General features: G+C 41.3%; 12 protein-coding genes. 5 read left to right on the plus strand and 7 right to left on the minus strand.

Translation table 11 applies throughout. The features are described from left to right. The first annotated feature begins 2 nt into the window (after positions 1-2). The gene (locus AAG807_RS05985; RefSeq protein ID WP_341901586.1) at positions 3-2435 is read left to right on the plus strand and encodes a DUF5723 family protein; all 2433 of its coding nucleotides are present in this window, start codon (positions 3-5) and stop codon (positions 2433-2435) included. Positions 2436-2506: 71 nt separating this feature from the next. Here AAG807_RS05985 and AAG807_RS05990 read toward each other — a convergent pair whose 3' ends face one another. Next, complete coding sequence (locus AAG807_RS05990) at positions 2507-2845, minus strand: helix-turn-helix domain-containing protein (protein ID WP_341901587.1); 339 nt, start codon at positions 2843-2845, stop codon at positions 2507-2509. Between the two features lie 116 nt (positions 2846-2961). On the opposite strand from AAG807_RS05990, the gene AAG807_RS05995 reads away from it, so the two are divergent. Beyond that, complete coding sequence (locus AAG807_RS05995) at positions 2962-3357, plus strand: DoxX family protein (RefSeq protein ID WP_341901589.1); 396 nt, start codon at positions 2962-2964, stop codon at positions 3355-3357. A gap of 55 nt (positions 3358-3412) precedes the next feature. Here the strand turns inward: AAG807_RS05995 and AAG807_RS06000 are convergent, their stop codons facing one another. The 4 genes from AAG807_RS06000 to AAG807_RS06015 form a co-directional block, all read right to left on the minus strand. Continuing rightward, positions 3413-5830, minus strand: a complete 2418-nt coding sequence (locus AAG807_RS06000) for a PKD domain-containing protein (RefSeq protein WP_341901590.1) — start codon at positions 5828-5830, stop codon at positions 3413-3415. Positions 5831-5853: 23 nt separating this feature from the next. Continuing rightward, entirely contained in the window at positions 5854-6207 is a 354-nt protein-coding gene (locus AAG807_RS06005) for a hypothetical protein (protein WP_341901591.1), read from the minus strand. A gap of 177 nt (positions 6208-6384) precedes the next feature. Next, on the minus strand, positions 6385-13275 hold the full coding sequence (locus tag AAG807_RS06010; protein WP_341901592.1) for an Ig-like domain-containing protein: 6891 nt from the start codon (positions 13273-13275) through the stop codon (positions 6385-6387). A 2-nt stretch (positions 13276-13277) separates the two neighbouring features. Then, positions 13278-13637 (minus strand): hypothetical protein, encoded by a 360-nt coding sequence (locus AAG807_RS06015; protein WP_341901594.1) that lies wholly within the window; start codon positions 13635-13637, stop codon positions 13278-13280. Between the two features lie 202 nt (positions 13638-13839). Here AAG807_RS06015 and lnt point away from each other — a divergent pair, with 202 nt between their 5' ends. Next, positions 13840-15438, plus strand: a complete 1599-nt coding sequence (gene lnt, locus AAG807_RS06020) for an apolipoprotein N-acyltransferase (protein WP_341901596.1) — start codon at positions 13840-13842, stop codon at positions 15436-15438. Between the two features lie 6 nt (positions 15439-15444). Here lnt and AAG807_RS06025 read toward each other — a convergent pair whose 3' ends face one another. Together AAG807_RS06025 and purB are read right to left on the minus strand one after the other, a co-directional pair. Next, complete coding sequence (locus tag AAG807_RS06025) at positions 15445-16857, minus strand: hypothetical protein (protein WP_341901598.1); 1413 nt, start codon at positions 16855-16857, stop codon at positions 15445-15447. A 165-nt stretch (positions 16858-17022) separates the two neighbouring features. Further along, positions 17023-18375: an adenylosuccinate lyase gene (purB, locus tag AAG807_RS06030; protein WP_341901999.1), complete on the minus strand. Its 1353-nt coding sequence runs from the start codon at positions 18373-18375 to the stop codon at positions 17023-17025. Between the two features lie 243 nt (positions 18376-18618). Between purB and AAG807_RS06035 the strand changes: the two genes are divergently transcribed. Both AAG807_RS06035 and AAG807_RS06040 read left to right on the plus strand, forming a co-directional pair. Further along, complete coding sequence (locus AAG807_RS06035; protein WP_341901599.1) at positions 18619-19470, plus strand: EI24 domain-containing protein; 852 nt, start codon at positions 18619-18621, stop codon at positions 19468-19470. A 184-nt stretch (positions 19471-19654) separates the two neighbouring features. Next, positions 19655-21016 carry a hypothetical protein gene (locus AAG807_RS06040; protein ID WP_341901601.1) on the plus strand — a complete coding sequence of 454 codons (1362 nt, stop codon included), beginning with the start codon at positions 19655-19657 and terminating at the stop codon, positions 21014-21016. Positions 21017-21032 lie beyond the last annotated feature (16 nt).

Genomic DNA, 21032 nt, shown 5'->3' on the forward strand with positions numbered 1-21032 from the left:
TTATGAAGAGACAGTTACGCAAATTAACTTTCATTGCTTTTTCATGTTTTACTACGATCACTGCATTCTCTCAAAATTATTTGGGAGTTCACAGTAGTAATTATGCAGGAGTTATGGGATTGGATGTGCAACCTGCCAGTTTCGTTGACGGAAGATTTATCGTCGACATTAACCTTGCAAGTGCCAATGTGGGTGCGTGGCAAAATGCCAAGTATTTCAAAACAGATGTGATGCCCAAATGGTGGTTGAAGTCATTCAAAAAAGACACGATGTGGATGAAGCCGGACAGTACGCTGTACGATCGCTCCATTTTTGATTTATATGACTATAGCAAGCCAGGAATTAAAACACGTGGTGTTTATCTGAATTATCAGGTGGACATCTTGAATTTTGCATTCCACATCAATCCGAAAATTGCAATTGGTTTTGCTGCAAAAAGCAGAATGATTACAAACGTGGATGACATCGATCCGAAATTGGCAAAATTGGCTCAGGAAGGGTTGGATTTCGCATCACTTTGGAATCTGCAATTGAAAGATAAATTGGTGACTACGAATATGATGGCATGGAATGAATATGGCATTAATTATGGTCAGGTTGTTTTAGATGAAGGTCAGCATTTTCTAAAAATTGGTGGACGTGTCAAGTTGCTTCAAGGAGTCGCTTCGGCGTATGCATACACGGACGAATTGGATTATGAGCTTTTAAACAAAGACACTGCAACTACTTTGAAAGGGAACTTCAAGTATGGTTATTCTGATAACCTGGACGACGATTTGAAAAACTTCAATGCGAAGGATTTCTTCAAGTCTGCTTCGAAACTTGGATTCGGTTTGGATTTAGGGGTTGTTTACGAATGGCGTCCGAAATACAAACAATACAAATACGACATGGATGGAGAAACCGATCTTTGGATGCGTAACGAGAACAAATACGAATTACGTGCCGGAGTTTCCGTTTTGGATATCGGTGGAATGAAATTTACAAAAGGTGGACGCAGCCGTGATTTCTCTGTAAATACTTCCACTCTTGATTTACGGATTTTTGATAAAGCGACTTCTTTCGCTTCTTTCGATTCAATCATTGACAGTTTGGTTACGAATGATGCAGGATGGAATTCCAATCAAGGGATTGGTGAAACTTATTATATGAATACTCCAACTGCATTGAACATTCAATTGGATTACCATATCTGGAAATGGTTCTATATCAACGCGACGGGGAATATCAATATGATTAGTAAGAAAAACCCTTCCCGTGTGAAAACACCTAATCAGTTTGCCATTACACCAAGCTTTGATTACGCATGGTTTGGATTATATGTTCCAATATCCGTAAATAATTACTCCGGATGGAAAGCTGGTATTGCTTCCAGATTAGGACCAATCACAGTAGGTGTGGTTGATTTCAACTCGCTTTTTGCAAGAGGGAAAGTTCGTGGTACGGAGTTCTTTGTTGGACTTCGCCTTCCGATCCTTTACACAAAACCTGATGATAGAGACGGTGATAAGGTATCTGACAAGAAAGACGAGTGTGTCGATATCCCGGGAGTTTGGTCTTTCAAAGGCTGTCCTGATACAGACGGTGATGGAATCAAGGATACGGAGGATTTATGTCCTGAGATCCCTGGATTGTTAGAGTTCCAAGGTTGTCCTGACCGTGATGGAGATAAAATTCCTGATAAAGATGATGCTTGTCCGGACTTAGCTGGTCTTGCAGCTTACAGAGGTTGTCCTGATACGGATGAGGATGGAATTATCGATCCGAATGATAGCTGTCCTACTGTAAAAGGTCTACCTGCATTCAACGGTTGTCCTGATAGAGATGGTGACGGAGTTCAAGATTCGGAAGATGATTGTCCGGATCTACCTGGTCCATTGGCAAATAAAGGATGTCCGGATACGGATAACGACGGATTGTTCGATAATGTAGATAAGTGTCCTACTGTTTACGGTTCGAAAGAAAATGACGGTTGTCCTTGGCCAGATACAGATGGTGACGGATTGTATGATAAAGATGATGCTTGTCCTACTATCCCTGGTCCGGTTGAAAACCGTGGTTGTCCTAAGATTGCAAAAGAAGAACAGGAAATTTTGAATACTGCGTTTGAGAACTTGGAGTTCCAATCAGGTAAAGCAATTATCCTTGCAACTTCGTTTAAATCATTGGATGACTTGGCAGCATTGTTAATCAAAAAACCAGAGTGGAAATTACAGATCGCTGGTCACACGGATAACAAAGGTGATGCTAAGAAAAACATGACACTTTCTAAAAACCGTGCTGAAGCAGTTAAGAAATACTTAGCTAGCAAAGGTGTTGACGCAACTCGATTGAAAGCTGAATGGTATGGTCAGACTAAACCGATTGCAACAAATGCAACACCGGAAGGCCGTCAGAAAAACAGACGTGTTGAAATGAATGTTCTTTTTGAATAAGAATCATCAATAATAAAACAAAATGGGGGCGCGATTAATCGCGCCCCCATTTTGTTTATACTAGTTACCAATTATTTCCCGAGAACTTCCTTCCGATGAGCCAAACCCCAATAATGTAATTCTTCGATCACCTTTTCCAATGATTTCCCGTGCTCGGTAATCGTATATTCTACGGTAGGAGGAAACGTATCAAAGACTGCTCTTGTAATCAGTTTATTGGATTCCAGAAGCTTTAATTCACGTGAGAGTGTTTTATCTGTTATTCCGGAAACGACTCGTCCCAACTCCCTGAATCTTTTAGGTCCTGTTGACAAAGCAAACAGGATTAATAACTTCCATCTCCCCTCCACTGCTTCCAGTGCATCCTTTATCGATAATATATTCTTAGGGCAACCTCCTGTACTAAGCATAATTCCTTATTTAATCCATTACTTCCCAATCGGATAGTGCTATCCAAACGGATAGTGCTTTCATTTGGATAGCAAAGCTAACTACTTTTATCCAAGAGTTAAAATCAGAATGTAAGATGAAAAAAATCGCGAATATCTTCTTGTGGATTGCACAAATCCTCCTCGCAACAAGCCTAATTTGGGCTGCAAGCGTCAAATTGTTTCAACCAATCGAAAAACTGGAAATCATGTGGCCGTGGACAGGAGATATTTCACCGGCATTTGTCAGACTGACAGGCGTCATTGATTTGCTGGGAGCTTTGGGGGTGATTCTCCCTTCCCTATTCCGTTTCAAACCTGCACTGGCACCAATTGCAGCTATCGCAATTATCTTGTTAATGATTGCGGCAAGTATTTTCCATATTTCTCGTGGAGAAGGTTCACAAATAGGATTCAATATCGTATTCGCTGCGATTGCCGCTTTTGTAGCATACGGAAGATTGAAACTTGTCCCAATTCAAACGAGATTATAAAAAGAAGGGGCGTGAAGCATCACGTCCCAACTATTTTTTTTAATATCGTTTGATCCTATTTCAACAAGTTCACATGGCCAATATACTCATGATGATTATCCTTGTTACGCTCTTTAATTAGAATCTTCCAGGTGTAGGTTCCTTCTTTACATAACTGCCCCATGTAGGTTCCATCCCAACCAAAAGCCAGATTGTGCGACTCAAATAACACTTCTCCCCAACGATCAAAGATCAATAAGGTATAATTCTGTCCGTCAAATCCCGAACTGAATACCGGGAAGAATATATTGTTGTGTTCATCCCCATCAGGAGTGAATGAATTAGGCACATAGAAAATCAATTCGTCAATCACAGAAACTACTGCAACCGCACTGTCATTGCAACCTGCTGCATTGGATGCATATAAGATTATGTGATATACTCCCGGAGTTTCGGCATACGTATGGGTCGGACTTGTTTGTGCAGAAATTGTTCCATCTCCAAATTCCCAGATATAGGACGTCGCATTCGTTGAAGTATTGGTAAAATTAAATACCGGATACAAGATGGATTGCTCGTAGACATTGACTCCAAAAGAGGCATTCACTTCCGGATAAATCGTAATCATGTCGCTTTGGGTCAATGAACCGGTACAACCGTTCACATCTGTAACAGTCAGGGTTACATCATAGGTCCCTTCCGAATTGTATTGTTGAGTAACCGATCCGCAGCCAACTTGAGTTCCTCCACCTTCGAATGTCCAGACACAATTGACCGAAGTCGGGCTGTTGTGTGTAAACGTAATAGAAGCCGGGGCACACCCTTCGGACAAATTACTGGTAAAGTCAACAGGTAAACCAGTGTATGCAACAGTAACCGGTTCAACATCAAAGCATCCAGCCGCATTTCTGAGACGAATATAATATGTTCCGGCCGTGGTAACAGCATTCGGAGATGCAAGCGGAATAGTACAGGCTGCATCTATAAAATACTCAAGTGTTCCGGTTCCAGAATTAATTGTAACTACACCAGGAGCTGTCAAATCAACCGTTGCAGAACAATCTGCCGTTGGATTGGTAACCGTAATTGATGGACCTGGCACTACCGTTACGGTAGTCGTTACGGTAGAATTACACCCAACGAGTGATGTCAGCGTACATTGGTAGGTAAACGTTCCCGTTGTTGTTGGAGTAATTGATAAAGTATTGGATGTTCCGATTACCGTTCCCGGCGCAGAAGTTTCCACCCAGGAATAACCTGCTGCACCCACCGGTGCAGTGAGTACGGAAGTTTGGAATTGACAAACATCAGGTGGTGAAATAATCTCCATTGGCGCACAAGTCGCATCCAGATAAGCATAAGAATAATGAGCACCCTGTGAACAATCACCTACCGTAAATCGGATCGTAATACATGAACCAATGTAAGGAGTTAAATCCAACATGACCGGTGTCCAGTTTTTCCAAAACACCCCCGAATTACCAATTTGAGTAAACCCGGGAATTCCAGGACCACCTGTAACCAATAGATTTCCGCAAGCTATCGGGTTCCCGAAACAATCCTCCGCATCAATCTGAAAATAAGGTTGTTCCTCAGCTAAATGTGGTACAGTATCTGTTGATATTCCATCACCATCAAGATCTTCAATCGTATAGGCATTTTGCAATACTGCAGCATAATAATAGGTAAACAAGGCATTGGAAGACGTTATCTGGAATTTTTGTTCAATCCTGGATCCACCATATGCACCGTTTGGACCATCTCCCAAACGAATGGAATTAGTATTTCCCGGAATTAACGGACAAACTTGACTGATCGGTGCCTGAATATCCACTCCTCCTGTTGTAATATCGTGTTGACCCGAGTTCATTGTAAAGAACATCGGTGTATAGATTGGTGTTAAATCCCCGGTTGCACCGATTTGCATGGAATGTCCCCAAGAACCTTCCCATCCTGAAGTCGATCCTGAATCAAACCCGATGTTCGTGCATGCAGGTTGCGTAGGAGTTGCAGGATGTGCGGGAACTATATTCGTTATCTGAATTGCATAATCGAATCCCGTGAAATTTGCGTTATCAATCCAAAAAAAATAACACTCCCCTGCCACCGGCTCAAAGGGAGCTCCCATGGTACCCGAATTATCCCCGGCTACTTGTGTAATCGCCACTACATCCAGGGTTGTTGCATTATAAATGACAATCTGCGGAAATACCGGATTAGCTAAACCTCCAGGAGTAAAGCTGATAGTTGTCCAGATAGTAGCACTGGAAGTAGCACAATAGTAATAAAACCAGTCAGGTCCATCGTCAAATGCTGATGTAACATCATCGAAATCATTGTTTGCAAACACTGTTGAACCCAAAGCATTAAATGGCAGTGTAATGGGGGAAAAACTAGCAGTTATATCGTCATCACCACCCTGTGAAAAGGCTGAGAGACTTAGGAGGAAAAATAGAGGTAAAAGGATATAACCTCTAAAAATATTTTTTTTCATAACGAAGAAAGGTGGTATTCGATTTAATTTGATTTTGAATTTTTGTAGACATACAACATTTCCATCCGTTGAATAAACAGATAGATCATTTGATGGGTAGTAGCCTGTTTGAACCCGATGGAAATATCCTGCCCGTTGATATCGACCTGAGTAATTGCTTCAAGGGATTCCATATAAACCTCCAGATCACCTAAAACAGTAGTTTCCAACGGATGATTTAAGTGGTAAATAATGGTCGAGGATCCAACTCCTGAAACATTTGGATTCGCATAGACATGATCTTCATGCCTTTCAAACTGCTGACTATAAGCTGAAAACGTAGAAAAAAGGAAAAACGCAGCAGTAAAGTACAAACAGTTAATGAAATTCTTGTTCATTAAATGATTAATTTAGTTCAGTGCAAAGTTGACGAAAAAAAATGCGCTTTGGTTGTCTCCCTTTTTAAATTAGTTCTTTTTTAACATTCATAAGCGATTGAGAATCTCCGATTCCTGTCTAAATAAAACATAAAAGGTCGACTCAACTGAATCGACCTTTGTTTTTATTTTTTCTTTCTACTTAAAGAGATTCACATGACCAACGTACTCGTGGTGTTTATCCTTGTTGCGTTCCTTGATGAGAATCTTCCAGGTGTAAGTTCCTTCTTTACATAACTGACCGATATAGGTTCCATCCCAACCGAATTCCACATTGTGAGATTCAAATATGACTTCCCCCCAACGATCAAAGATCAACAAAGTATAATTCTGTCCGTCAAATCCGGAACTGAATACCGGGAAAAATACGTTGTTGTGTTCATCCCCATCCGGAGTGAATGAATTAGGCACATAGAAAATCAATTCATCAATCACGGAAACTACTGCAACCGCACTGTCGTTACAACCTGCTGCATTGGAAGCATACAAGATGATGTGATACACACCCGGTGTTTCTGCATACGTATGACTAGGGCTGGTTTGGTTCGAAGTCGCCCCATCTCCAAATTCCCATGAATAGGAAGTAGCATTGGTTGAAGTATTTGTAAAATCAAATACCGGATACAAAACCGATTGCTCGTAGACATTGACTCCAAAAGAAGCATTCACTTCCGGATAGATTGTAATCATACCTGGATTTGTTAATGAATTGGTACAGCCGTTTCCATCGGTGATTGTCAAAGTAACATCAAAAACACCAGCTGAATTGTATTGTTGAGAAACGGATCCACAACCAACCTGAGTTCCGCCGCCTTCAAATGTCCAAACGCAATTCACTGAATTTGCACTCGCATTTGTAAAGCTGATCGAAACCGGGGCACAACCACTAGCCACAGGACTATTAAAACTAACTATCGGCAATGGATTGATTGTAACCGAAACTACATCTGTTGATTGACAACCCAAGGCATTCGTAACAGTGACTGTATACTGAGTTGTTCCGGCTGTCGTCGTGTTCACAGTTGGATTTGAAATTGCTGCGTTGCTTAAGTTTGTAGCCGGATTCCACAAATAGGTGTTTCCAACTACAGAAGCTGATCCAATTTGATTTCCTGTCAATGAATTGATGCACAAACCAATATCAACACCCGCATTTGCTGACGGATTATTGCTGACTCCAATCGTAAATGTCACACTGGAACCAATACAACCATTCAAAGTTGGAATCACTGTCACAGAACCACTGATCGGCGTAGTTCCTGCGTTCAAAGCAACAAAAGTCGGAATATCACCATTTCCACTAGCTCCAAGTCCGATAGCTGTATTCGTATTTGTCCAGGCATAAGTCGCTCCGGTCGGATTTGATGCAAAAACTGGAATCACCACATTATCTCCCGGACAGACAACCGTATTCGCTACGGGATTCATAACCGGAATTGGATTCACTGTTATTGTAACGGATCCGGTAAGCGTATTGCTGCATGATGCCGGAGCTGCCGATTGTGCAGATACCAGAGTATATGTTGTCGTTGTGTTTAGAACACCTGTGTTTACTGTTGCATTTCCAGCCGCATTCAGAACTACATTCGAATTACTTGCTCCGTTTGAATAAACCACCGTTGCATTTGGCGTTCCGGAAATAGTGAAGCTCGCAGTAGAACCGGCACAGATTGTTGAAGCGCCGGCAATTGTCGCTGTTGGCAAAGGATTAACCGTAACAACTGCTGTTATGGAACAACCATTGCTGTTCACATAAGTAATCGTGGATGTACCTGCAGAAACTCCTGTTACCAAACCGGTATTTGAAACGGTAGCTATAGCAGTATTGGATGATGTCCAAGGAGTTGTTGCATTTGCAGTCGGTGAACCCGTCAATTGTGTCGTTGATCCTGCACATACGTTTAAAGTTCCTGTAATCGTTGGAAGTGGGTTAATCGTGACAACAGCCGTACTTTGACACGAAGATGAATTCGTAAATGTAATGGTTGCTGTTCCAGCTGAAATTCCTGTAACAAGTCCCGTATTCGACACAGTTGCTACTGCAGTATTGGATGATGTCCATGGATTTATAGCATTTGGTGTCCCGGTTGCAGACAATTGTGTGGTTGCACCTACGCAGGCACTCAATGTTCCACTAATTGCCGGGTTTCCAACCACATTTAATGTCATGGTATTTGAACAACCATTGGAGTTCGTGTAAGTAATTGTTGTAGAACCCGCAGACACACCTGTAACTAAACCGGTAGCATTAATCGTTGCCACTGCCGTATTGGAAGAAACCCACGGATTTGTTGCATTCGCAGTTCCGGATCCCGTTAATTGAGTTGTTCCACCAATACACACATCCGAACCGGATACAGTAGGCAATGGATTTACAGTAACTATCTGATTATCCAAACATCCGCTTGAATTTGTATAGGTGATTGTTGTAGTTCCTGCACTTACCGAAGTAACCAACCCCGTATTTGAAACGGTAGCTACGGCAGTATTGGAAGAAACCCATGGATTTGTTGCATTAGCAGTTCCTGAACCTGTTAATTGAGTTGTAGCTCCGACACAAACGGTTAAGTTTCCGGAAATTGTTGCCCCGGAAGTGATGGTAACTGCCTGTGTTGCGGAACATCCATTTGAATTCGTGTAAGTAATCGTGCTCGTTCCAGGTGCAACTCCAGTTACCAAGCCTGTTGATGAAATGGTTGCAACTGCTGTATTCGAGGAGGTCCACGGAGTTACCGCTGCAGGAGTCCCGCTTCCGGTTAGTTGGGTTGTAGATCCGGCACAAGCAGTGAACACACCACCAATCGTTGGTGACGGATTTACAGTTATTGTAAAATTCTGTGGAGTTCCAACACAACTATTCAAAGTTGGTGTAACGGTAATGGTAGCAACAACAGGCGAAGCTGTAGCATTGGTAGCTGTAAATGCAGCAATAGTTCCGGATCCGCTTGCTCCCAATCCGATGGAAGTCGTATTATTCGTCCAGTTGAAAGTAGTTGTTGCAGTATTATTTCCTGTGAAAGCTACCGCAGTCGTTGTCGCATTCGCACAAACTGTTTGAGGGGTCGGTGCATTGACCGTTGGAATTGGATTTACTGTTATTGTAAAGTTCTGTGGAGTTCCAACACAACTATTCAAAGTTGGTGTAACGGTAATGGTAGCAACAACCGGTGAAGCTGTGGCATTGGTAGCCGTAAATGCAGCTATAGTTCCAGTTCCGCTTCCTCCCAATCCGATGGAAGTAGTATTATTCGTCCAGTTGAAAGTCGTTGTTGCAGTATTATTTCCTGTGAAAGCTACTGCAGTGGTTGTTGCATTGGCACAAACCGTTTGAGGTGTCGGTGCATTGACTGTTGGAGTTGGATTTACCGTTATTGTAAAATTCTGTGGAGTTCCAACACAACTGTTCAAAGTTGGCGTAACGGTAATGGTAGCAACAACCGGCGAAGCTGTCGCATTGGTAGCAGTAAACGCAGCAATAGTTCCGGATCCGCTTCCTCCCAATCCGATGGAAGTAGTATTATTCGTCCAGTTGAAAGTCGTTGTTGCAGTATTATTTCCTGTGAAAGCTACCGCAGTCGTTGTCGTATTCGCACAAACTGTTTGAGACGTCGGTGCATTGACTGTCGGAATTGGATTTACTGTTATCGTAAAATTCTGTGGAGTTCCAACACAACTATTCAACGTTGGTGTAACGGTAATGGTAGCAACTACAGGTGAAGCCGTGGCATTGGTAGCTGTAAATGCAGCTATATTTCCAGTTCCGCTTCCTCCCAAACCGATGGAAGTCGTATTATTCGTCCAGTTGAAAGTCGTTGTTGCAGTATTATTTCCTGTGAAAGCTACTGCAGTGGTTGTTGCATTGGCACAAACCGTTTGAGGTGTCGGTGCATTGACCGTTGGAATTGGATTCACAGTTATCGTAAAATTCTGTGGAGTTCCAGTACAACCACTCAAAGTTGGCGTAACGGTAATGGTAGCAACAACCGGTGAAGCTGTCGCATTGGTAGCAGTAAATGCAGCAATAGTTCCGGATCCGCTTCCTCCCAATCCGATGGAAGTAGTATTATTCGTCCAGTTAAAAGTCGTTGTTGCAGTATTATTTCCTGTGAAAGCTACTGCAGTGGTTGTTGCATTGGCACAAACTGTTTGAGGTGTCGGTGCATTGACTGTCGGAATTGGATTTACTGTTATCGTAAAGTTCTGTGGCGTTCCAACACAACCATTCAAAGTCGGTGTCACTGTAATAGTAGCAACAACCGGTGAAGCTGTGGCATTGGTCGCGGTAAATGCAGCTATAGTTCCTGTTCCGCTTCCTCCCAATCCGATGGAAGTCGTATTATTCGTCCAGTTGAAAGTCGTTGTTGCAGTATTGTTTCCTGTGAAAGCTATTGCAGTCGTTGTTGCATTGGCACAAACTGTTTGAGACGCAGGTGCATTGACAGTTGGAGTTGGATTTACTGTTATAACGGCTGTTCCGGATTGATTTTGAGAACAACCCATCGCACTTGTCACACTAACTAAACTGTACGTAAAAGTTCCGGCAGTTGCCGTTGGTGCCGTGACAGTTGCTGTTGTTCCTGCCCCGCTGCTCACCGTCTGATTTGCTCCTCCATTGATATTGTAAGTGAATGTATAAGGCGCGGTTCCATTGGCACCAGTGAAAGTAATCGTTGGTGCAGCAGCATTCTGACAAACAGTAGCATTCGATCCGATAGTTGCAGTTGGTAATGGATTCACAGTAATTGTAACCGGATCACTTGCTGTACAGCCACCTGTAGCGCTGGTACCTGTAAATGTATATGTCGTAGTTGCAGTGGGAGTAACTATTGGCGTCAGGGTTGTTGAACCCGTCATTGCGGAAGTTGGCGACCAAGCATAGGTTGTCGGCACGAAATTATTGAACGTAATAGACCAATCTAAGAGTGTCCCTACATCTCCCGTTGCTAAATCATAAACCTGTAAAGTCCAGGTTCCATTTACTCCGCAACCGTTTAATAATGAAAATGCTTGCTCAGGAGTAAAATTCCCGGTAAAAGGAGCAGTTCCGGTAGTAATCGATGGCGAACCGGAAGGCACAAAAGCCGTATTGGTATAATTCTGTCCGGATCCACCATTATCTGATGACAAATCAATCGTACTTCCATTGGGACAAATCAACCAAATTGTTAAATCTTGATCGTATGTATGATTGATGTTCACATTAACAGAAACGATTGGCAATACACCGGCAGTTTGTGGAGTAATTCCAGTTACGCTAATCGTAGAATTGGTAGGTGTAACACTCCCGTCAATAATATTAAAATCAGTAGTATTCGTAAACGTTACAGGGATATTAGTTCCTGTAGGTGAAATCGTTGCGTTTAAATTCACACTCTGTCCTATACAAATTGTTTGATCTGCTGTGGTAACATTAACCGTTGGAGTTGAATTCACAACAACCGTAACAGGTTCTATTTCGTAACACCCATTGGCATTTAAAATGCGAATATAATAGGTTCCACTTACTGAAATGGTATTCGGAGATGCGATCGGAACGGTACAAGCTGCATCAGAGAAATATCCGATAGTTCCGGTTCCGGAATTAATAGTAACCACACTGGCACTAGTTAAATCTACCGTTGAAGGTGAACAAACAGCCGGTGGATTTGTAACCGTAATTTGCGGTGTTGGTAAAACTGTTACCGTAGAAGTCAATGTTGAATTACAACCGGTTACGGAAGTCATGGTACATTGATAAGTAAATGTCCCCGTTGTAGTCGGTGTGATCGATAAAGTGTTTGCTGTTCCAAGAACTGTTCCCGGAGCGGCAGTATTTACCCAAGAATAGGTTGCTGCACCAGCCGGAGCTGTTAGTGTGGATGTTTGAAATTGACAGACGCTTGGTGGAGCAACGATACTCATTGGTCCACAGGTTGCGTCCAGATATGCATAGGCAAAATGGGCACCACGTGCGCAATCACCAACCGTAAATTTAATAGTGACACATGAGCCGATATACGGAGTAAGATCCAGCATCACAGGTGTCCAATCCCTGTAATACACAGAAGTTGTCCCCACCTGGATGAATCCGGGAATTCCCGGACCACCGGTTACCAAATAATTACCGCATACAATTGGATTTCCAGCACAATCAAGCGCTTCAATCTTGAAAAATGGTTGTTCAAAGTTTGCGTGATCAGATCCCGCATCCTGCATTACGGCTGCATAATAATAGGTCAATAGTGCATTTGATGCAGTCACAGAAAACTTCTGCATTAGCTGGGCGCCACCATAACTGGCATTCGGTCCGTCACCTAGCATCATGGAATTTGTATTCCCAGGAATTAATGGACAAACCTCTTGAATTGCCCCAAGATAAGCATCCAATCCCGGAGTTGTAACATTGTGATGTCCTGCATTGGTTGTTCCCAAAATGGGTGTGTAAATGGGTGTTTGAGCTCCAGCCAAACCGTTCACGATACTGTGTCCCCAATTTCCTGTCCAGCCACTTGTCGTACCATTATCAAAACCCATATTGGTGCACCCAGGTTGAGTAGGTAAAACCTGAGTAGGAAGAGGTGTCGATGTGATATTTATGTTGTAATTGAACCCTCCGGAATTATTATCCACTACGAAATAGACACAAAGTCCAGCCGGGATATTGTACGGAATTCCAACTGAGGGATCTGTATCACCGTTAACGGCACCTTGAGCCAGTAATGTCCAGCTTGATGTTAACGTATTAAAATAATATGCAGAAATACTCGGGTAAACCGGTGTTGCAATCCCTCCGGGCGTGAATTGAACGGTTACGTAAACTGTCGTTGTAACCGCCGGACAGTACATATAAACCCAGTCAGGACCATCGTCAAAAGTGGTACCCGGATCGTTTACATCGTTTGTTGTTCCAATGGTTGTTCCTGCAGCCGAAAAAGGAAGACTAATCCCTGCGCCGGGAGCCGTCAAGCTTTCACCTCCTTGAGCAAAAGACAAATTCGAGCACATCAGAAAAAGGGGCATCAAAACCCTGCAAAGTATCTTTGTTCTCATGATTACCTGATTTTACTTTTTGTAGGAACTTGGATGTAGAGCATCTCGACACGATCGAAAATCATATTGATTTCCTGTCCATTGATAATCTCTTCAAAATGAACGGTGATCGCTTCATTGGTCACTTCGACACGATCGATTCCATGAATTCTTCCGAGATAGGTTTTAATGTCCTGAGCACTCGACACTATATAATTAGGTAATAGATGATAGATAATCGTTGGAGATCCGATTCCCGTTATCTGCTTATTTACATAAACATCATCATTCTGTCTTTCAAGTTGTTGTCCATAACTAGTAAACGCAGAAAAGAGAGAGAGCGTAGTAGTAATGTACAAACAGTTAATGAAATTCTTTTTCATTAAATGAGTATTTTAGTTCTTGACAAATGTGACGAAAAAAACCTTTGACGGTTGTCTTTTTTTCAAATAAAACCTATTTTTTAACAGTTTATTTTCAAATTTATGTGTGATAATTCACATTGCTAAATCGATATTCATCTGTGTTTTCAAGGGATTCGTCGAAATAAAATTACCTTCAACAAACAAATCGTAATTTCGTACTATGATAGAAAAAATCATTCAAAAAAGACTAAATCGTTGGTTATTAAGTATCTTATCCGGGATTCTTTTAACTATTTCGTTCCCCGAAACAGGAGGTTTGACCCCATTAACTTTCATTGCCTGGGTTCCATTGCTTTTGGTAGAGTCCTATTTTCATACTCAGCGCAAGGCGTTTAGCCTCTTTTTTCAAGCATATCTGGTTTTTTTCATTTACAATGTGGGCACTACCTGGTGGATCTATTATGCTAGTCCGGAAGGTGCATACATGGCTTTCTTTGCAAACAGCTTATTGATGGCTCTTGCCTTTCTGTTCTATCATCTGTTGAAACGGAAATTGGGATCAAAATGGAATGGTCCCATCCTTATCTGTGTTTGGTTAAGTTTTGAATTTTTGCATTTCCATTGGGAATTGTCGTGGCCTTGGTTAACATTAGGAAATGTATTCGCCTCAAAACCTATTTGGGTTCAGTGGTATTCGATGACCGGAGTTTTGGGAGGGTCGCTTTGGATCCTGATTCTCAATTTACTATTCTTCAAAATGTTAATTCAACCTAAGAAATGGTTTAAGAGCAGTTATTCCGTCTTGGCAGGAATCATTCTTGCGCTGCCAATCGTTTTTTCGTTGATTTTATACGCTGCAAAGGACACCAAAGGAATTCCTTACAATGTAGCCGTACTTCAACCAAACCTGGATCCTTATGGAGAAAAATTTGTCTTGGGTAATGAAGCTCAATTGCAATTGTTACTGGATCAGGCAGATAAAGCCATTTGCAAGGAAACACAACTTGTAGTAGCTCCGGAAACGGCACTTTATCCCACTTCCAAAATTTACGAAGATGGCCTGCGCAAAGAAACGTTCTTTCATCTGATCAATGAACATCGGGCGCGATGGGCTAATGCAGGTTTACTCATTGGTGCATCGACCTATCAATTATTTGATCACAAGAACTCATCTGCCAGTAAGTTTTACCAACCACTCAATTCATTTGTGGAAGATTACAATTCTTCCATTTTATTTGACAACACCCCTTACCCTAAGATCATCCATAAATCAAAATTGGTACTGGGCGTAGAGAAGATCCCATTTGTAAACATGTTCCCATTCTTAGAAGAACTGGCACTCGATATGGAAGGTGGTTCCGGAACGCTCGGAATTGAACCTGAACCCAAAATTTTTGAGAAGAACCGCGTGAAATTTTCCCCGGCGGTTTGTTACGAATCCATTTATGGCGGCTTTCTGGCAAAACAGACAAAAAAAGGATCACAATTCATTGCAATCATTACCAACGATGGCTGGTGGAGAGATACTCCCGGCTACAAACAACATTTCCAATTCGCCCGATTGAGAGCAATTGAGAACAACAAATACGTCGTTCGATCTGCAAATACCGGAAAATCCGGAATCATTTCAAATCGCGGGGACATCCTGATGGAAACAAAATGGTGGGTGAAAACCGAATTCAACTATACGATCCAATTGAACTCCAAACAGACTCTTTATCAGATTTTGGGTGATTTCATCGGATATTTTGCACTTGTCGGATTCGGAATGTTTGTTGTTTTAAGAATCCTTCGAATTTTCAAACGGAGCAAGCAGTAATCCAATCTATTCAAAAGCCAGAAAACCGTATTTATCGCGCTTGTTAGATGCTGCAAAGATCACCTGATGTGATTTGTAATTTACACAAGAAAGCTTCAGACAGACAAATGCCTCAATGGCATCATAGGATGAGAACATCGCACGATTCGTTTCTCCGCTTTCCAGATTTACGGTAGCTTTTGCCAGACAATACTCCTTGTATCTCAACGAATTTGAAAAGGGAATCCGTGTACCCAGATAAGTTCCGATCGGATCATAATTTTGAATATTGTCGTTGAAAAACAATACCAAATTTCCATTACTGAAATAACTGATCAAAGAAGAATATTGCCCGAAGTCGTTTACTGATTCCTGTTTCTTTGGAATTTTCCGAAACCAATTGAGTTCTCCTGCCCTCGAAATGGAATAAACGATACAATCATTGTAATTATAATAATTCGTCACCTGACTCATTCCTCTGGAATCAGTGGAATTCACTTCATAGATATAATATTGCTCAGCCAATACATTAATCGATCCGTCGGGGAGTAAAAGAATATCACGGAAGGCATAATTGAGCAATTCACCATTGATATTCTGATAACTGTAGATATCATCCGATTGGGGGTTTTCCTGTTCCAGAATCTCTTTCGGGAACTCTAAAAATTTGGGTAATTCAATTTTATTCAATACCAATGAGAAGGTGGAATAAAAAATGCCTTTGGCCCCTTTGGAATCTTCATCTCCCCAGGTCCCGGTGATTACCGCCGTGGAATCATTCGAATCAATGGAGAAGTTATATACTTTTCGCTGCTCGATATCCAGTTCGTACATTCTCATCGAATCCTGGGCACTCATGTGGATCAATACAGATTTATCAACCAACCCGAAGTCTTTCCAAATACTGTAATATGCTTTGGAAAAAACGGACACTCCTAAAAAGTAATCACCGTCGTCGGTCACATGTCGCGCCTCAACCGCAGAAAGTTTGGAATCATAGGGGATTTCATACTCCCCTTCCCGAACAGAAACCATTTTCTCATTCAGGATATTGTATCCGAACCGGTCATATGTTTCCTTCTTTGCAGGAATGAGGTAATCAACAACCAAAAAATTGCTTTTAGGAGAAACTTTTGTCGTTACCAGCACATTTCTGCTCCATCCTTTCGGAATGACATAAGATGCCACGATCAATGGTTCGAAAACAGGATCCACATCATCGTCGTACTCTTGCATGTACAAAGTGACCGAAGCTCCGACTTTATCCGAGAAAAGACCAAACAGGCGATTCGAAAACATGAAGACATCTTCCAATGTTACCATTTTCTCTCCTATCCTCGGCTCAATGCGTTTAGAAAGAATTTCCTTTCCATTCTCGAACCGGGAAACTTTTGCAGATGGCATCAGGGAAGCATTCCCATAATGAAATGTGAAAAACACACTACTATCCTTTGGCAAAATAGCAAGGGTATTCTGTCTGGAAAGATTATCCGGACCCCAATCAATTTGTGGGGGTAATTGCCCGTATAAGAAATTACTTAGTAATAGAAAAAAAGTAAGTTGAATAAATCGCAAGGCTTTTTTTCTGTAATATACTAAAAGATTCTACACTAATTTAACTCCGGTATAATTTGAAGGAGTAATTTTTTTCAGTCTTTCTTTCATCGAATCATCGACTGCAAGCGTATCAATAAAATCATGAACGGTTTGCTGGGTTACTTTCTCATTCTTACGCGTCAATCCTTTCAATGCTTCATACGGTTTAGGGAAACCGATACTTCTTAGGATGGTTTGAATTGCTTCCGCTACAACTGCCCAATTGTCTTCCAGATCTTGCTGAATTGCTTTTTCATTCAACAATAGCTTATTTAATCCGGCAATAGTTGCTTTAAATGAAATCAAGGAGTGAGCCAAAGGCATTCCAATTGCTCTCAAAACGGTTGAATCGGTCAAATCACGCTGCAATCTTGAAACAGGTAATTTTGCAGCAAGGTGTTCATACAATGCATTTGCAATTCCGATATTTCCTTCTGAATTTTCAAAATCAATTGGGTTCACTTTGTGTGGCATTGCTGAAGAACCAACCTCCCCTTCTTTCAATTTCTGTTTGAAGTATTCCATTGAAATATACGTCCACATATCCCGATCCAAATCCAAAATGATGGTATTGATCCTTTTCAGGCAATCAAACAAATTAGCCAATTGGTCGTAATTCTCAATTTGAGTGGTCAATTGACTTCTTGTCAATCCCAATTGCCCGTTCACAAATTTATTTGAAAATGCTACCCAATCCGTATCCGGAAATGCCACTTGATGCGCGTTGAAATTCCCCGTAGCTCCACCAAATTTAGCCGCATAAGGAATCGTTTTCAAAATCTCCAACTGCGTTTCCAAACGGTATACGAAAACACCCACTTCTTTCCCCAAGATGGTTGGAGAAGCCGGTTGACCGTGCGTTCTTGCCAATAAAGCAATCCCGGACCAATCTTTTGTATATCTTTTCAATACGTCAATTAACTCATTCAATGAAGGAATATAGACTTCGCTCACTGCTTCTTTTAAGCTAAGCGGAATAGAAGTGTTATTGATATCCTGAGATGTCAAACCGAAATGAATGAATTCCAAATAGTTCTCCAATCCCAAATTTTGCATCTTGTCTTTCAAGAAATACTCAACCGCTTTCACGTCGTGGTTGGTCGTTTTCTCGATATCCTTGATTGCCAAAGCATCCGCTTCAGAAAAAGCAGTAACGATCTCTCTCAATTTTGGGAAAATGGAAGAAGAAACTTCCTTCAAAGGACCAATTCCTGCCTCAACCAAAGCAATGAAGTATTCAACTTCCACATGAACCCTGTATTTGATCAATCCGAATTCGGAAAAATAAGGCGCCAATTCGCTAACTTTTGAGCGGTAACGTCCATCAACCGGACTAATTGCTGTTAACGATGTGAGAGACATTGAATTACTCATAGTTTCATTTTTTTGGAAGGTGCAAAGATAAGTGTTAATTGCGAATTACGAATGCCGAATTACGAATTCGTAATGCTCTATAAAATGGCAACCACAGTTATTTCATTTTAATCACTGAAGTCATTACACATATTCGAGAAAAGAATTTGTTTTTGATTGAAATCAGCAATTGTTGATTAACTCAGATCCAATAATTCGGAATTCGTAATTAGGAATTCGTAATTTTGAAACATGCGATTTCTCAAGAACCTCTTTATCGGTTACAAAGCTTACGTCAAGGCATTTCGCTTAATCATTGATTACAAACTGTATTTCTATATTGTTGTTCCGGCCATCCTGATGTTGGGAATTTACAAGATCGGATTCATGATTCATCTGCACGAGCCAAAAGCTACGGTCACCAGTATGAATGGCATTATCTGGTACCTGATCAAATTGATGTTTGAAATATTGGTCGCCACCACCTTGATGCGCTTTGCAAAATACCTGGTAGTGATTCTTCTAGCTCCTTTGTTTTCGAAAATCTCCCAAAAAGTGGAGTTCATTTTAACGGGAAACCGCTACCGATTCAATTTCACCCAGTTGGTGAATGACATCAAACGCGGACTCAAGATCGGGGTTCGGAACATCATGTGGGAAGTCTTCTTCTTCACCATTATTTTTCTCATTGGAAGCATCGGCTGGGGGGATTTCAGCATCAGTCCCATCCGACATGTCTTATTCTTCATCAGCTTTTATTACTACGGTTTTTCCTTCATGGATTACATTCACGAACGACTTCAAATGAATGTTCAGGAAAGTACCCAACTGGCTCGTGAAAACCGTGGAATTGCACTTTCCATCGGATCCGTTTACTCCATTCTCATTTGGAATTTCATCGATTTGAATACCTTATTTGATTGGTCCGGTTTTGGAGCAGACCCTTGGCAATTCATCACCATTTTTCTGACGAACCTCGGACTTTGGATTTGTGCTTCCTTTGCTCCCATCTGGGCGATTGTGGCAGCAACCATTGCAATGCATGACCTATTGGATCTAAAGACCAGATCCAAAAATGAATTTTCAGAGAACACTTTGAATTAATACTTCGGGACTTCGACTACGCTCAGTCACCTAAGTAACTATTGAATTCTGAATACAAGGTGACTGAATTGAGCCGATAGAAGCCTCTTATTGATTGGATTTTGAATTTAAAAAAGGATACTGAGCGTAGTCGAAGTATGAATTTTTTATATTACTTTGTCTTCGAATTATACAACATCTACATATGAAAATCCTATTTGGAACTTTGTTACTACTACTTTGTGCAACTAAATCATTTGCGTTTAATACTGAATCAAAAGACAGTGTCACCGGAATTATTGACAAATCTGCGGCTTTGATTAAAATTGATCAAGGAAAACAGTTGGTTGCAGAGAATAAAATTCGTGAAGCATTATTGGTGTTTCGTGAAGCAGCTATTAAGGATCCGAACTCATGGAAAGCTTCCTATTGGATTTCTTATTGTCACTACCGTTTGAAAAACTTCGGATATGCAAAACAATATGGTTTGGAAGCCATTGCAAAAGGACCGGACGATGTGGATGCGGAAGTGTATGATATTTTGGGAGTGGCAAGTCACAATATGAATGAATTGGATAGTTCCGAGAGCTATTTCAAACAGGCATTGATTCACCTTCCCAAAGCCCGGGCGAAAGAATTGAATACGGAAGCTAAATTGGCATCCGTTCAGTTTGCAAAAGCAAATTCAGGAACTGCAAACCTAAGAATGTCTTTAATGGGTGATGTGAACTCCGGATACAACGATTACGCTCCTATTTTTACCGCAGATGGAAAACGCATCTATTTCACTTCCCGAAGAGCAAATACAACCGGAGGAATGATGAACCCGGATGATCAGGAATATTTTGAAGATGTCTATACCGGAGTTTGGGATCCGAAAATGTTGAAATTCGACAGTATCAACAATAAAGTTGAGCGAATCAACGGTCCCGGTTTTGAATCCATGTCATGGCTTTCCAAAGATGGTTTACATGCAATTGTTACCATTAATAACACGGCAACGAATGCAAAAAAAGTAACTGGTTCTTCTGATATTTCCGAAGTGGAGTTCACTAAAAAAGGAAAATGGAATGTTCCGAAAGTGATTTCGAATAAATCAATCAATACCAGTTTCTTTGAAGGTTCCGCAACATTAACCGCCGACGGAAACACCATGTATTTCGTTTCGGATAGAAAAGGTGATAAGCGCTCAACAGATATCTACGTAGTTCAACGTAACGGAAAAACATGGGGAGAGGCAAAAATCCTAAGCGACAGTGTCAATACATTAATGCGCGAAACAACTCCTTACATTTCACCGGATGGACGTTTCTTGTTCTTTAGCTCGGAAGGTCATCTTGGAATGGGTGGATTGGATGTCTTTGTTTCTGAAAACACCGGTACAGGTTGGACAAAAGCAAAAAACCTCGGACCACTTGTCAACTCGGTGAATGACGATACACACTTTGTCATCTACAAGGAACTGGGAAAAGCTTATTTAAGCGGACTTACGGTTAACGAAAAGAAAAGTAGCATTGATATTTTTGAAATAGATTTAAGCAAACTGGTTTTACCAGTAAAACTTTAATCACCCATTGAACGAA

This window comes from Fluviicola taffensis DSM 16823 (assembly GCF_943372375.1).
In the GTDB taxonomy this organism is placed as follows: domain Bacteria; phylum Bacteroidota; class Bacteroidia; order Flavobacteriales_D; family Crocinitomicaceae; genus Fluviicola; species Fluviicola taffensis_A.